This is a genomic window from Nocardia sp. bgisy134, from assembly GCF_965341865.1.
GTDB lineage: Bacteria > Actinomycetota > Actinomycetes > Mycobacteriales > Mycobacteriaceae > Nocardia.
Genome location: NZ_CBDQZP010000001.1, coordinates 748617 through 761724, shown reverse-complemented (window position 1 = coordinate 761724; position 13108 = coordinate 748617). Strand labels below are relative to the sequence as shown.

The following is a 13108-nucleotide window of genomic DNA, read 5'->3' as shown; positions in this document are numbered from 1 at the left end:
AGCCGCGTCCGTGAGTCACCAGCAGACAGCGTTCAGATACTAGACCTCGGAGAGCGAGAGCAGACTCGACATGATCGGTGGACGGTGCGAACCGATCTCGAACCGAAGGGAACCCGATCGCAGGTCGGCACGTCCAACCTTGCTATGGGAAACGTCAACGGAAAGAAGAGCAAAGAACCAGGTACCAGCGACCCGCAGCGTCGTGTCAGACGCGAGAACCATCGGTGCGACGGTTGTCGCGTGCGAGTCAACCCTAGAAAAGAGCCGATGTGATGGCATGCACCTTTCGCGGCGTTCCCTACCGGCAAGTCTCGACTCGACCGCCCGTCAGCATTCTGGGGGAAGTGGGAAGCACACGGGCGGCACGGCCATCGGCCCTGCGTCGGACTGTTCAGCGACCTGCGCCGGCGGCGGGACGACTTCGGATTGCGAAACGGGTCGGGGCGGTTCGTTCGCGCTCTCGGGCCTCGCCGAGCAGGTGGACGCCATGAGCCAGATCGCGCAGAGGGTGATGGCGACGACGGCGCAGGCAGCCAGTTGCTGGACGCGATGGTTGTCGCGCAACACCGAAACCCCGGTGCCCTCCAATGTTTGCGGAAGAGAAATCGTCCGCCCGAGGATCGCGACGCTGTGCCGAGTTTCCGGGACGGGTGCCGGTCGGAGGCGACGCAGCGGTTGCGGCTCGACCTCCGGCGTGAGCCAAACTGGTTCGCGAATTGCGGCCGAAGTGGCACGCGGGCTGGGAGTTTCGGTCTCCGGCAGTATCCAGGAGGACCAACGGTCGGTGAACTGCGATTCCGTGGCGCTGTCGGGGAGTGTGGCCAACGGATGCTCGGTACGTGCGGGCTCGGGGTCGCCCTTGACCAGCACCACGTGTCCCGACGACTGTGTTTCGACCCGCTCGGAGTGCGGCGGATCGGTGTCGTCCTCGACCAGAACCGAGCCTTCCGGCGATGTCTGTGTGGCGGCCTCGTCCGAGTGCGAGGACCGCTGGGTTTCCAGGGCCACCGCGGAGTGTGAGGTTTCCGCGCCGTCCTCCGGAGTAGGAGCGGGCGCTTCTGCCGATAGCGGGAAAGCGGATTCCGTCGTCACCGCATCCTCCGGTTCGATCAAGGGTGCGTGTCCGCCGCCCTCGGACCTGCGTGGTGTCGGGATCGGTTCGACGTCGGGGTCGGGTTCGATCCAGGGCGGCGGCTGTTCACGTGGCCGTCGGTCGGGCACCTTGTCGAGAAGTGGCTTGCGCTCTCGCGGAAACCCCTCCGCCACAAGCTCTTCGATCGTCACCCGCTCGCCGAAGTTCAGATCCTCCAGCAGCGCGTGGACGTCCTCGGCGGTCCACACGAACCGCCGGCCCGCGGTGCGGTGGAACCAAGCACGCAGTTCGCCCGGCGTGGAGCCGAGCACGACGCCGCATCCGTGCCTGCGCGATTCGACGTTCAACGTCACGGTCGATTCCCGTGGCGGCACGACGACGACCAAGCCGTCGACGAACGCTTCGGGATGGCGTTTGCCCACCAGCGCCTTCAGATTGAAGACGTTGTTCGTGACTTGGTCGAACGGGCTCGTGTCTTGCTCTCGGACGTGGATCGGATCGCCCTCGAACCCCGACAGCCGCCAGCGGCCGTTGGCCTGGACGGTGAGGGTTCCTGCGCTCGCGTCCGGAGCCATGCCCTTGACCTCGAGGACCACGACCGCTCGGGGTGTGATCACCACCAGATCCGCTTCCTGCGCTCGACCTCTGTGATCGCGCTCGGAGATGTAGCAGCCTGAAATGGCCAGGCCCACAATGACGTACTGGCCCGTCCATGTCCGCATCCACTCGAGCACTCGCTGCTCGGATCTCGGTATCGCCGTTCGTTCGTTGATGACCAGCATCGACGGCCACCTCCATCGCGTCCACGCCAATCGACGGCTCAACGTTATTCGCCGCCGGGGCACCTCGCGAATCGAAAGGCACTGTAAGAACAGGGGATTGGCCACACAAGGGCTGGCGTGTCCGGCGTGGCGGCAGGCACGGCGGCCCGATCCGAAGCTACCGAACCGAAACGAATACCTTCCCGAGTTCGACAGACCCAATGACCTGTTCGGCCACATCGAGTCCGAGGAGTACGTATGAAACGCATCGTGGGGAAGATCGCCGGGGTGGCGGCGGCCGCGCTGGCGCCGGTGATGCTGGCCGCGACCGCGCAGGCCGAATCGGGGCCGGTGTTCTTCAGCGCGGGCAGCACCAACTGCGCGATCTACGACGACGGCACCGTCGGTTGTGATCTCGGATCACCGACGCGCTTGCAGTACAGCTTCCTGCCCTTCCTGCTGACGGTGAACGAGATCGTCATCGATCAGCCGTTCCTGCCCGCGCACCCGACCTTCGATCCAGGAACGCCGTACACACGGCCCAGCGGCAACCCGCTGCTCAGGGATGTGAAGACCGGGGACGGGCAGTGGGGCTCCTACATCGAGCACGCGGGGGCGCGCTGCGAGTCCGGCTTCCACGGCAGCTTCAGCTGTCGGTCGAAGGGGCGGTCGTTCACGTCCTGGAGCGGGACGATCTCGGCCTGACCGAAAGTGTTGGACCGCAACAGCGGAGTGAGATACCACGATCCCGCTCCGTTGTTGCGTCTCTTAGCCGTCGTGTCCGCGCGCCCTCTCCAGCGACGCACAACCCGTCGCCGGCCTTTCCTAGTGCGTTGACAACGAACTACCGCCGGGTTGGGTGATGCGCCGCCGGGTCCAGGCGGCGGGCCGGGAGTCCGGACACTTTCGACGACGGCAGTTGCTGTCGAGAGTGTGGGGTGGTGTGTGCCGGAACCGGTTCGAGCCTGTCGGCTGAGCGACGCGGACGGTCGAACGGACGCAACCGCCAGTTTTCTTGACCTGTGGGTCAAGAACATTTAGAGTTCTTCGCATGGGCAGGCCGCGGAACTTCGAAACCGATACCGTGGTCGAGCGCGCGATGGAGGAGTTCTGGACCCGCGGGTACGGCGGCACCTCTCCCGCACAACTCGCCGAGGCCACCGGCGTCGGCAAGGGCAGCCTGTACCACACATTCGGCAGCAAACGGCAACTGTTCGACCGGGCATTGGCCCACTACGGACGGATGGGCGTGGAGCACGCCGAGGAGGTGCTGTTCCAACCGGGAACCACCCGTGAACGCATCGGCGCGTACCTGCGTGAGACCGTGGATTCCGATGTCGCACAGCCGGTTCGGCGTGGCTGTATGGTCGTGAACACGGCCGCCGAGCTCGGTGGCCACGACGAGGAGATCACCCGAGCCCTGCGTGGCATCGAGGAGCGCATCGTCGCGGTGCTGGCCGCCCGGATCGAACAGGGCCGACGCGACGGCGATATCGGTCCCGACGTCGATGCGCAGGCCACGGCCGAGTTCCTGCTCAACACCAGCGTCGGCCTGCGCATCATGGCCAAGACCCGCGACGCCGAAGCGCTGTATCGCATCATCGACGTCGCCCTGACCTCCCTCTGACCCATACGCCACGTTGCAATGGCTCTCGTATGCCCCAATTTTTGACCTGTAGTTCAAGAAAGGAAATCTCCATGGATCTCGAATTGACCGGCAAGACCGCCGTCGTCACCGGAGCGAGCCGCGGCATCGGCCTGGCCGTTGCCGAGACCTTGTCCGCCGCGGGCGCACGCGTGGTCGGCGCTGCCCGCACCATCACACCCGAACTCGAAAAGGCCACCGTGGCTACTGTTTCGGCGGACTCGAGCTCGCAAGACGGTGCCACCGCGCTCGTGGATACCGCGCTGAAAGAGCTCGGCGGCATCGATATCCTGATCAACAACGTCGGTGGCGGCGACCCCGACCGACTGACGCTGGGCGGGTTCCTCGACAGTACCGACGATCAGTGGCGGCACTTCCTGGATGTCAACCTGTTCAGCGCCGTCTGGGCGACCCGCGCCGCCCTGCCCAGCCTGCTGGACCGTCGCGGCGCGATCGTGAACGTCTCCTCGATCAACGCGCGAATGCCATCCGCCGGGCCGGTCGGCTACAGCGAGGCCAAGGCCGCGCTCACTGCCTTCGGCAAGCGCCTGAGCGAGGAGTTCGGTCCGCAGGGAGTCCGCGTCAACACGGTCTCACCGGGCGTGGTCGGTACCCGGATCTGGCGCGGTTCCGAATGGGTGGGTGCGAAGCTCGCCGCCGCACAGGGCATCTCGCACGAACAGTTGCTGGCGGCGCTGCCAGAGCAGTTCGGCATCGCCTCGCGCCGAATCTCCGAACCCGAAGAGGTCGCGGCCCTCGTGACGTTCCTGGTCTCGGGCAAGGCTGCCAACATCGTCGGAGCCGACCTCGTCATCGACGGCGGGACCATCAAGACGAGCTGATCCGACACCCTGCATCAGGACATCGGCCCGACCCGCGCGTCGACCACGACCTTCACCGGTCAGGCTGCGGTGGCGTGGGTTCGGGGCCGGCCCCAGCGCCGCTGGCGTTCGCCGCGGATGCGGGTTCTCGACGTTGGGCGGCCAGCACATCGGGGTGTCGGACGTTGACGTTGCGCCAGCGCAGGTATTCCTACAGGCGGCCGACGAGCACCGGATGGTTGGGGTGGTTGGAGTCGCCCATGACGAAGGTGAGCCGCGGGCCCGAACTGCGCCTCGATCGGGTTCGCCCACGAGGCGCTGGTCGGGGTGAAGCATAGTTCGACACTATTTTCCGTTGCCCGGGAACGGATTCGAGGTGTCTTGTTCGCCGAGAGGTTGTCCAGGATTACATAGATCGGCACCGTCGGGTCGTGCGCCGAGGATCGACTTCAGCACGGCCAGGCTGTGGTCGCCGCCTTTGCGGTGGCGGGTGACGCCCCACAACTGGTCGTCGCCGAGGGAGTAGCAGCCATGGAAGTACCGGATGTGCCGGATTCCCAGCGGCGTGCCACCCGACCCGGCGGACATTCGTGGTCAACGCACTAGCGATCCCCACCCGAGCCTGTCACTCGCTGGCCCGACACCTCACCAACCAACAAGCCCTGCGGCTTACAACTGAGCGCTACCACGCACTCCGCCGCGATATGAGCGACCTCCTCAGCCTTGCCCACCTCAATACCGGTCGCGCAAAGCCGCTTCTACGACGGTGCCGTCGACCGGCTCGCTCTGCCTCCACACCTCTCGCGCCAACCGGAGCTTCCCGATCAAGCTGGCGACCAGCGCCGACTCCCGCTCCGCGCTCGCGTGCCCCTGCGCGAGAACCTTGTGGTAACGAATCGAGTCGACAATGGCGGACTTCACCCGTTCATGGTCGAGGTAGACCTGCAGGTCACGCCGCCACTCTCCACTCGTGGCGTAGGGCTCGGCAGCAACCCACGCGGCGAGAAACGACTCCCTTTCCCGCGGGAAGTAGCCCATCTTGTGCAGATGTGTCGCCACGTCGTACAGCGGGTCGCCATACAGCGCGAGCTCCCAGTCGATGAATACGACCTGCCCGTTCCGCACGATCATGTTCTTGCGGTGTACGTCGGCGTGCACCATCCGAAACGGCCTCGGTTCGAGCGCATTCCACGAATTGAGGACACGGTCGAGGGGGTGATCGGGGACGCCAAGCCTGCGGTACAACTCGCCGAACACGACGCTGCTTTCACCATGCACACGTTCGGTGACTGCCGACAGTCGCCGAGCGAAGGCTGCGGGCTCCTCGCTCCACCCGTCTTCGACCGGTGGCAGCAACTCGCGCGGGATATTCCGCAGGTTTGCGAAAAGCTGCGCCACATTCCCCGGCACGTGAGTTGGGACCGAAATCCCTCGCGGCGCAATATCGTCCAACAGATCGCCGTCGATATGGTCATGGATCTGATAGGCGGGCTGCGCCGATTCCCAGCGCAATCTCGGCGCCGAAGCGACGAACGGCTCGATCGCCATCAGTACCGCCGGCTCAGGCCACTGGCGCAGGTCCATCACGTCAGCACCTTCGACGGCGATCCGCACATTCACCGCACCCATCGGGCCGTCGACTCGGACATTGTGGTTGTAGTACCCGGCGGCGGCTTGCGAAAGTGAAAGAGCTTGGGCGTACACCGCATTCGCGTTCACACCGAGTGCCCGCGAGATCAGTCGCGCCGCGTCACGGTCCATGCTCGGTCCGGGCGTCGGCGGTTGGATACGCAATCGGGCGGCTGCGGCTGCTCGTGAGACGTCGGGTTCGATCCAGCCGAACAGCGCCAGCACAGCCCGTGCGACGAGAACCAGCCCCGGATAGACGTTCGCGCCTTCGAATTCGGATATCGCCCAGCGCACACTACGTACCGCATCGTCGCGCTGCCCGCGGCGTGCGAAGACCCCAGCGCGGAACAGTTCGGCCCTGGCACGACCCGACCGATACCCGACACTGTCGAGAATCTCGCACGCTTCGGCAAGCGCACGCTCCGCGGCGTCGAGTTCACCGAGCGACAGTCGAGCCAAACCTAAGGCGGTGTAAGCCTTTCCGAGCTCGTGCATGGCACCGAGTTCGCGCTGCCGTGTGATAGCGGTTCCGGCGGCCTCGATCGCCTGGACCGGGTCGGTGAGAGCCTGGAGTTCGGCCACGTTCGTCGCGATATTGGCCTGACCGACGACGCTGCCCGCCGCTCGATAGTGGGTGTCGGCCTCGGCCAGATACTGTGCGGCGCGCTCGGTATCGAACGCCAGCCGATAGGCGAGATGACGCAAGCGCGCCACATCCCCGAGAAACGCATGATCGTCGTCATCGGCCATGGTGACGAGTTCCTCGCACAGTGCCAGCGCCTGACCGAATCGGCCTTGGCACATGTGCAGGTCCGCCGCCCATAGCCCGGCTTCGAGCCGAGCCCGCCCCGACCCCCGTGACCACACGTCCTGATAGATCGCCAAGGCATCGTCGGTATCACCGAGTATGCGGCGCGCATTCGCCGCGGCGACTGCAAGGCGCTCGGCGATCGGCCCGGTCCTTTCCAGCGGCGTATCACGGGTGAGCCGATCGGCCTGCTTGGCGTCGCCGAGTAGCAGGGCGGCTTCCGCTTCCAGGCACTTCTTCAGTTCCGAGAGTTCCGCCATACCTGCCAGATTCTCATGCGATTCGGTCAGGTAGCGGTCGAGATCGCTGATCACTCCGCCGATTCCCTGGCTCCCGCCAGCTGCTTCGATCCGATCGACATAGGCAAGCAGTGCCACGGCGGACAGAATCCCCGCCCGTACGCCGTGGTATCCGGCTTCGCGCAACGCCGAGACTCGACCGGCCGGCCCCTCTGCGCGCGCGAACCATACGTCATGCAGCAGCTCGTGCAACGTTCGCCGGACATCAGGGTCCAGGCGGCGCTGCAATGCGGCGACCATCAGTTGGTGCAGCTGGTAGTACTCGGCACCGTCACTCTCGTCCGCGGAGTAGACGAACGAGTACGCGATCAAGGACTTCCATGCCGCAATATGACCGGGCAGCTCGAATTGCCGAGTCACCGCGGTGAAGATGTCTCGATCGAAGGTGCGTGGCAGCCCGAGCAGTTCCAGCATCCGAACTTCGTCGGGGCGTACGTGCTGGAGGAAGCGTTCGAGAATCGTTTCCGGGGAGACCAGTTCCGCGGGCGCAACCCAGCCCGCGCGAGTGCGGGCGTCGATCGCCAGATGTAGGTAGAACGGCACGCCCGCACTCGACCTCGAGATCGCCGCGCGTTCGGCGGCGTCCTCGATCCCCGACGAATCGAGCAGTTCGAATCGGGCGTCCTCTGGAAGGTCGTCGACCCGCACGGTCCGCAATCGCGAGCCCCATTCGGGATCATGCCGCTCCCAACCCAGCGGCTCACGGCTGGCGATCACGACCAGCCCGGTGTCCAGCTGCGCGACCACATCCCGCAACCAAGCATCGGAAGCCGCGGCGCGGCCCTCGCGGTCCGTACCACCCATCAGGGCCTCATAGGCGTCGAGAAATACCACGTAGGGCCCCTTACCCTCCGTGCCGTTCTTCAAGTCCTGCGCGAACAGGTAGGAAACAGCTGTCTCCAGGCTCGCGAGGCTCAACTGGTCGAGCTCTTGGAGGATCGGGTCGTGGCGTATCCGGCGGGTGCGCACCGCTCGTCGCGCACCCAGATCGAGCAGACGGGTCGCGGTACCGAACACCGGAATCCCGGTGGCGTCGTTGAGGATTTCGGTCAGGATCTCGCTGTGCTCGGCAAGCGTCAGCGATTCGGAGGTGAGGCGCAGATGCGGATGCATGCGCTGCCACAGCACCGCGCAGGCGATGTCGAAGCGGTGGAATTTGATCTTCCGGGCACCGAACTGAACGCGCAGCACGGCCAGCCCGTCCGCGGCCTGACGGTGACTCGGCACCTGCAGATCGAGCACCGCCGCCGGATGCTTCTTCTCGACGCGCGCCCGCAACTCGGTGACCAGACGTGACTTGCCGATTCCGCCGACACCGCTGAGCAGCATGACCAGCGGACGTTCGGCGGCTTCGACCAGCAGTTCGTCGAACCGAGTCAGCACGTGCTCACGGTCGACGAACGGGCGGCTCGCCGCCCCCGGCTGAAATCGCGCGGTCAACACCACGATGTCTTCCCCCTCCTGACAAGAACGGATCAATTCTGGCAGAAGCCAACAACATTCGAGCCTGGACGGAAAACCGCACTCGCCGATACGACCGGCGGTGATCTCACGCAACGTCCTGCGTCGAGCAGGAAGCGACAGAGTAACCCGAAGCCGAGAACGGCACGAAGCCCGCCTCGGCACAGACCCGGACGCGACAGTGGCCATGCTCCGACATGGAGTGGAGCTGGAGCATGGCCGCGCGATGACCACATGTAGGGGCCGTCGAATGCGCCGTGGGAGACACTGGCAGTGAAGTCGTCCCACTCACAGGCGGTGAAGATCAAGGACGGGCGGGTTCTTTGAATCACGGAGTGTCTCGGCACCCATCCGTGTCTGGCCCTACACCGGCTGCACCTCACCTCGTCGACCGCCCCGACCGCGCAGCGCCAGCACGCCCAAGGCCGATGCCACCATGCACCCGCCGACCACCCACAATCCGGCACGCTGCGTTCCCGTCCAATCTTTCAGCCAGCCAGTCACATACGGCGCGGCGAACCCGCTGACGTTTCCGATGGAATTGATCAACGCGATCCCGCCTGCCGCCGCAGCACCGGAGAGGAACTCGCTGGGCAGCGCCCAAAAGGTCGGTAGTGCGGCGAGTACCCCTATAGCGCAGATGGTTACCGCCGTCATGGCCGCGAACGGGTTGCCGAGATACAGCGCGACAGGAATGGCGAGGCCGCCGACGAGTGCGGGTAGCGCCACGTGCCAAGCACGTTCGCCGGTGCGATCTCCGTGCCTGCTCCACCAGACCATCACGACGGCCCCGATGAGGTAGGGCACCGCGTTGATCAGCCCGCGCTGCACAATCGAATAGCTGACTCCGTACTGCTCCTCGAATCCTTTGATGATGGTCGGCAGGAAGAAGCCGAGCGCGTACAACCCGTAGACGACGCCGCCGTAGATCAGCGCCAGGCCGAAGACGCGGGGATGGGTGAGCGCTTTGCGCACCGTCCAGTGCTCGGCTTGTTCTACCGCTTCGTGTTCGGAGGCGAGCTCAGTACTGAGCCAGCGGCGTTCGTCGGGTGTGAGCCATCGTGCCAACGCGGGACTGTCGGTGAGATAGAACCACGTCACGACCGCGAGCAGGATCGCGGGAATGCCCTCCACGAGGAACATGAACCGCCACCCGCTGAGGCCGAGAATGCCCTCACCGTATTGGATTATCAGGCTGGAAACCGTCGAGCCCAGTGCCGTGGACACCGGGACGGCGACCATGAACAACGCCACGATCTTCGCCCGCTGCGACTGCGGGAACCAATACGTGAGGTACAGCAGAATGCCGGGAAAGAATCCGGCCTCGGCGATGCCGAGCGCGAAACGCAAGACGTAGAGCACGGTTTCGTTGGGCACGAACGCCATCGCGGTGGCGACCGCACCCCAGCTGAGGAGGATACGGGCGATCCAGCGCCGCGCCCCGAACCGGTGCAGGGCGAGGTTGCTCGGCACCTCCAGCAGCAGGTAGCCGAGGAAGAAGATGCCGGAAGCTAATCCGAACGCCGTCTCGGTCAGCCCTAGATCGGCCTTCATGCCGCTCGGGCCCGCGAATCCGATATTGACGCGGTCCAGGTAGTTGACGAAATACAGCAGGCCTAGGAAGGGCACCAGCCGAAGGGTGACCTTGCGCAACGTAGTTCGGGACACATCGGTCGTGACAGCCACCCGCGCACTCTTGCTGTGAAGACCGGGCGCGTCAAGTTGCGATTCACGCCGCCACCGACTCACGCCGCCACCGACTCACGCCGCCACCGACTCACGCCGCCACCGACTCACGCCGCCACCGACTCACGCCGCCACCGACTCACGCCGCCACCGACTCACGCCGCCACCGACTCACGCCGCCGGGCCGCCGCTGTGCGGCTAGCCCGGCGGCCACGTGCACCGAACCCCTACACCGCCAGAGTCAATCGAGGATGTTGAGGACGACCCCGACAAGCATCAACCCCACGAATGCTGCCAATACTGCGGTGATCACCCAACTGAACCGGATCCAGTTCAACCCCGGCCATCGCATGGGCTCGGGGCCGATCGCACCGCGCAGCACGTACAGCCCTGGGGAGCGATAGTGGACCAGTGTGCAGTGAGCTGCGGCGACCGGGACCACCGTATCGGCGAACCCCATATCGCGCACCCAAGACTGGAAAATCCACTCGTACCACCATTTCGGCTTACTGGTCGAGACCTCGACGTGGTGCAGTCCGGGAGTCGTCGGGATATGCGTCCTCCCCCAGTTCACATCCGGTACCTCGACGCCGTCCACGAAGATCCTCGGTCGGGCCGACGCATAGGCACCGGCGGCGATCCACCATCGAAAGTAGCTGGCATCCACCAGGATTCCTGTCTCTCCGGGCTCCGGGCGATAGGCGTCGACCGGATCCACAGCGGTCCCGTGCTTCAGCAGGAACCCGTGTGGACCGATAGTGCCGGGCGGCGGAGTCATATAGGCGCCGCCGGGCGGCGCAAAACCGTGCTGCGGCTGAATCCCGTTGTGCGGCGGCATATTGCGACCCGGATACGCGGCGAGTCCGTTGTGACCCGCGGGTCTGGTCGGCGGGACACCTGAGGAAGAGCCAGTGTCGGGTGTTCCGAAGCGCGCGCCGGGCTGTGGTTCGTAGCTCATGAGGTTTCGTCTCTCCGTATGCGCAGGCTGTTCGAGGCACACACCCGCGAACAGCCGAAGTTCTCCGCTATGCCGTCTGCGGCTGGTTCTGCTTGCCGAGCAGGGCGTTGATGACACCCATGACAGCCTGCATGAGGGTGTTCAGGTCTCCGAAGGCCTTCGCCATCTCGACAAGCAGCATCGAGATCTTGAAACCGTCGCGCGCGAATCGGCCATACACCGACGCGATGACGTGCGCGGCCCCGCCACCCAGCGTCAGCGCGAGTTCGATCGTGTATCCGATCAGAGCGCCCAGCAGACTGGCCAGGATGTCCTGCACCATCTTCCGGAAAACCTTGACGATGTCCGCCACGATTTGCATCGCCTCCCCGAGGCTGGCCGCGACACCGCCTGCTCCGAGAATCTGATCGATCATGTCGGTGGCACGGTTCCGGTAGGCGTCACCGGCGCTACCGGTCCATGTCGCGATGTCCTCGCCCAGGCTCTTCTTCCAGGTTTCGCTCATGCCGGTGAGTTCGTTGGCGATGTTCGTCCAGCTCTCGGAATACGCCTTCACCATCTTGTCGTTGCCTGCGAGCGCGTCCAGCACTTTCCGGTACGGCTCGGCGTGGGTGAGCATCCAGCCTGCGATCTGTTCGCCGGCGAAACCGAACGGGTCCTTGATCGCGTCGAAGGCCGTTACGCCGGCTGCCACACCACCGGTGATCGCCTCGAGCGTCTTGCCGTTCCTGAGGTTGGCGTATGCCTCCCAGGCGTCACCGGCGATGGTGCCGTTCAGAAATCCCGGGCGCTTGGTCTCCTCGTCCTGCTTCAGCCCGACGTCCGACAGGAAGAAGACCGTCTCCTGGAAGTACTCCTCGCGGTAGTCGGTTCCGTTCGCGATCAATCGGTTGTCGGTGGGTTTCTTCTCGTCATCGAAACCCGCGGTGTGCTCGTTGAACCAGTTGCCAATCTGAGTGCTCACTTCGCCTCCCCGTTCGCCGCGGCGATCTCCTCGCGCAGCTCTCCCAACGACTTGCTGAAAGCGGTGTCCTTGTCATCGAACGTCTCCGCGACGACCTTCAGTTTGTCCGGCAGTTGTGCGACGTCCTCACCGAGTTTGCGGAGCACCTCGATGGTGTTCTGATGATTGTCGTCCAGCACCATTTGCACGAAAGGCCGTGGAATAGCGCCGAATCCGTCGTCCGCGGCACCGAGGTAGGAGGCGGCTTCCAGCGACAGCGTCAGACTTTCGATGAGCTGCTTCACTTTGCCCGCATGATTGCGAACTTCATCCGGATCCACCGAGATCGCATCAGGATTTCCCATGATCACACCAGCCAGGATTTGCGGTTGTAGTACGCGTCGTCTTCGTCCGGCTCGTCCGGCCGCACGACCTGATCGCGATCGGGTTTGCGGTTACGCGGCTGTGGGGCCGATTCCCACGGGGCGGGCGTGACGCTCACGGCCGACTGTGGGGACGCCGACAGCTGCGGTGGCGCGGAAGCCGGTGGCTCCGGCAGCGCGTAGTTCGGAACGTCGCCAGCCGGGACATCCGGAAAACTCTTCGCGTACTGATCAGCGATGGCCGCGCCTGCCGGATCGTCGCCCACGGTGTTCTGCACGGTCTCCGCGACCTGCGCGCGCAGTGTCGCCTGAGCTCTGCGCATGCACGACATGATCTCGGCCGAGACCGCCGCGGGATCCATGCCCCGGGTGCCGACAGCAAGCACGATGTCGGTGGGGACGCCGTTGTTGTTCACCGAGACAGCGATGCGCCCGTCGCTGCTGGACTCCGTGGCGGTGAGCGCCGCCATGCGCTCGCGCAACTGCTCGAATCGCTCGGCCTGACGCTCGAAATCCGCTGCCATGTGCGCGATGTCCTCCGCGATACGGCTCGGATCGAATACGGTCATCAACCCCTCCTACTCGAACTCCTACATCCCTGCGGGCGACGTGCAGCTCTCA

The 13108-nt window shown here is 65.0% G+C and carries 13 protein-coding genes; 4 read left to right on the top strand and 9 right to left on the bottom strand.

Annotated features, from left to right (window positions below):
* Positions 1-327: 327 nt before the first annotated feature.
* Complete coding sequence (locus tag ACRWNM_RS03410; RefSeq protein ID WP_431963327.1) at positions 328-1875, bottom strand: NERD domain-containing protein; 1548 nt, start codon at positions 1873-1875, stop codon at positions 328-330.
* Here ACRWNM_RS03410 and ACRWNM_RS03405 point away from each other — a divergent pair.
* The 4 genes from ACRWNM_RS03405 (at position 1865) to ACRWNM_RS03390 (ending at position 4341) form a co-directional block, all read left to right on the top strand.
* Entirely contained in the window at positions 1865-2116 is a 252-nt protein-coding gene (locus ACRWNM_RS03405; protein ID WP_431963325.1) for a hypothetical protein, read from the top strand. The two genes, ACRWNM_RS03410 and ACRWNM_RS03405, sit on opposite strands and share 11 nt — an antisense overlap.
* A complete protein-coding gene (locus tag ACRWNM_RS03400; protein WP_431963323.1) occupies positions 2113-2559 on the top strand; it encodes a hypothetical protein in 447 nt (148 codons plus the stop codon). Before ACRWNM_RS03405 ends, ACRWNM_RS03400 begins: the two co-directional genes overlap by 4 nt.
* Before the next feature lie 346 nt (positions 2560-2905).
* Complete coding sequence (locus tag ACRWNM_RS03395) at positions 2906-3481, top strand: TetR/AcrR family transcriptional regulator (RefSeq protein ID WP_431963321.1); 576 nt, start codon at positions 2906-2908, stop codon at positions 3479-3481.
* Between the two features lie 71 nt (positions 3482-3552).
* Positions 3553-4341, top strand: a complete 789-nt coding sequence (locus tag ACRWNM_RS03390) for an oxidoreductase (protein ID WP_431963319.1) — start codon at positions 3553-3555, stop codon at positions 4339-4341.
* A 59-nt stretch (positions 4342-4400) separates the two neighbouring features.
* On the opposite strand, the gene ACRWNM_RS03385 is transcribed toward ACRWNM_RS03390, so the two are convergent.
* The 8 genes from ACRWNM_RS03385 to ACRWNM_RS03350 form a co-directional block, all read right to left on the bottom strand.
* Positions 4401-4742: a hypothetical protein gene (locus tag ACRWNM_RS03385; RefSeq protein WP_431963317.1), complete on the bottom strand. Its 342-nt coding sequence runs from the start codon at positions 4740-4742 to the stop codon at positions 4401-4403.
* Positions 4666-4908 carry a hypothetical protein gene (locus ACRWNM_RS03380; RefSeq protein WP_431963614.1) on the bottom strand — a complete coding sequence of 81 codons (243 nt, stop codon included), beginning with the start codon at positions 4906-4908 and terminating at the stop codon, positions 4666-4668. The genes ACRWNM_RS03385 and ACRWNM_RS03380 overlap by 77 nt, the downstream gene beginning before the upstream one ends.
* Positions 4909-5052: 144 nt before the next feature.
* Complete coding sequence (locus ACRWNM_RS03375; RefSeq protein WP_431963315.1) at positions 5053-8502, bottom strand: phosphotransferase; 3450 nt, start codon at positions 8500-8502, stop codon at positions 5053-5055.
* A gap of 378 nt (positions 8503-8880) precedes the next feature.
* A complete protein-coding gene (locus ACRWNM_RS03370; RefSeq protein WP_431963313.1) occupies positions 8881-10203 on the bottom strand; it encodes an MFS transporter in 1323 nt (440 codons plus the stop codon).
* A gap of 241 nt (positions 10204-10444) precedes the next feature.
* A complete protein-coding gene (locus tag ACRWNM_RS03365; RefSeq protein WP_431963311.1) occupies positions 10445-11041 on the bottom strand; it encodes a hypothetical protein in 597 nt (198 codons plus the stop codon).
* Positions 11042-11228: 187 nt separating this feature from the next.
* Positions 11229-12125 carry a hypothetical protein gene (locus tag ACRWNM_RS03360; RefSeq protein ID WP_431963309.1) on the bottom strand — a complete coding sequence of 299 codons (897 nt, stop codon included), beginning with the start codon at positions 12123-12125 and terminating at the stop codon, positions 11229-11231.
* A complete protein-coding gene (locus ACRWNM_RS03355) occupies positions 12122-12475 on the bottom strand; it encodes a type VII secretion target (protein ID WP_431963307.1) in 354 nt (117 codons plus the stop codon). Before ACRWNM_RS03355 ends, ACRWNM_RS03360 begins: the two co-directional genes overlap by 4 nt.
* On the bottom strand, positions 12472-13056 hold the full coding sequence (locus tag ACRWNM_RS03350; RefSeq protein WP_431963305.1) for a YbaB/EbfC family nucleoid-associated protein: 585 nt from the start codon (positions 13054-13056) through the stop codon (positions 12472-12474). Before ACRWNM_RS03350 ends, ACRWNM_RS03355 begins: the two co-directional genes overlap by 4 nt.
* Positions 13057-13108: the final 52 nt, after the last annotated feature.

Bases quoted from the DNA above. Each gene is read 5' to 3' on its own strand.
- ACRWNM_RS03390 (WP_431963319.1), top strand. From the start codon at position 3,553: ATGGATCTCGAATTGACCGGCAAGACCGCCGTCGTCACCGGAGCGAGC.
- ACRWNM_RS03365 (WP_431963311.1), bottom strand. From the start codon at position 11,041: ATGCCGCCGCACAACGGGATTCAGCCGCAGCACGGTTTTGCGCCGCCC.
- ACRWNM_RS03380 (WP_431963614.1), bottom strand. From the start codon at position 4,908: ATGTCCGCCGGGTCGGGTGGCACGCCGCTGGGAATCCGGCACATCCGG.
- ACRWNM_RS03395 (WP_431963321.1), top strand. From the start codon at position 2,906: ATGGGCAGGCCGCGGAACTTCGAAACCGATACCGTGGTCGAGCGCGCG.
- ACRWNM_RS03400 (WP_431963323.1), top strand. From the start codon at position 2,113: ATGAAACGCATCGTGGGGAAGATCGCCGGGGTGGCGGCGGCCGCGCTG.
- ACRWNM_RS03410 (WP_431963327.1), bottom strand. From the start codon at position 1,875: ATGCTGGTCATCAACGAACGAACGGCGATACCGAGATCCGAGCAGCGA.
- ACRWNM_RS03350 (WP_431963305.1), bottom strand. From the start codon at position 13,056: ATGACCGTATTCGATCCGAGCCGTATCGCGGAGGACATCGCGCACATG.
- ACRWNM_RS03405 (WP_431963325.1), top strand. From the start codon at position 1,865: ATGACCAGCATCGACGGCCACCTCCATCGCGTCCACGCCAATCGACGG.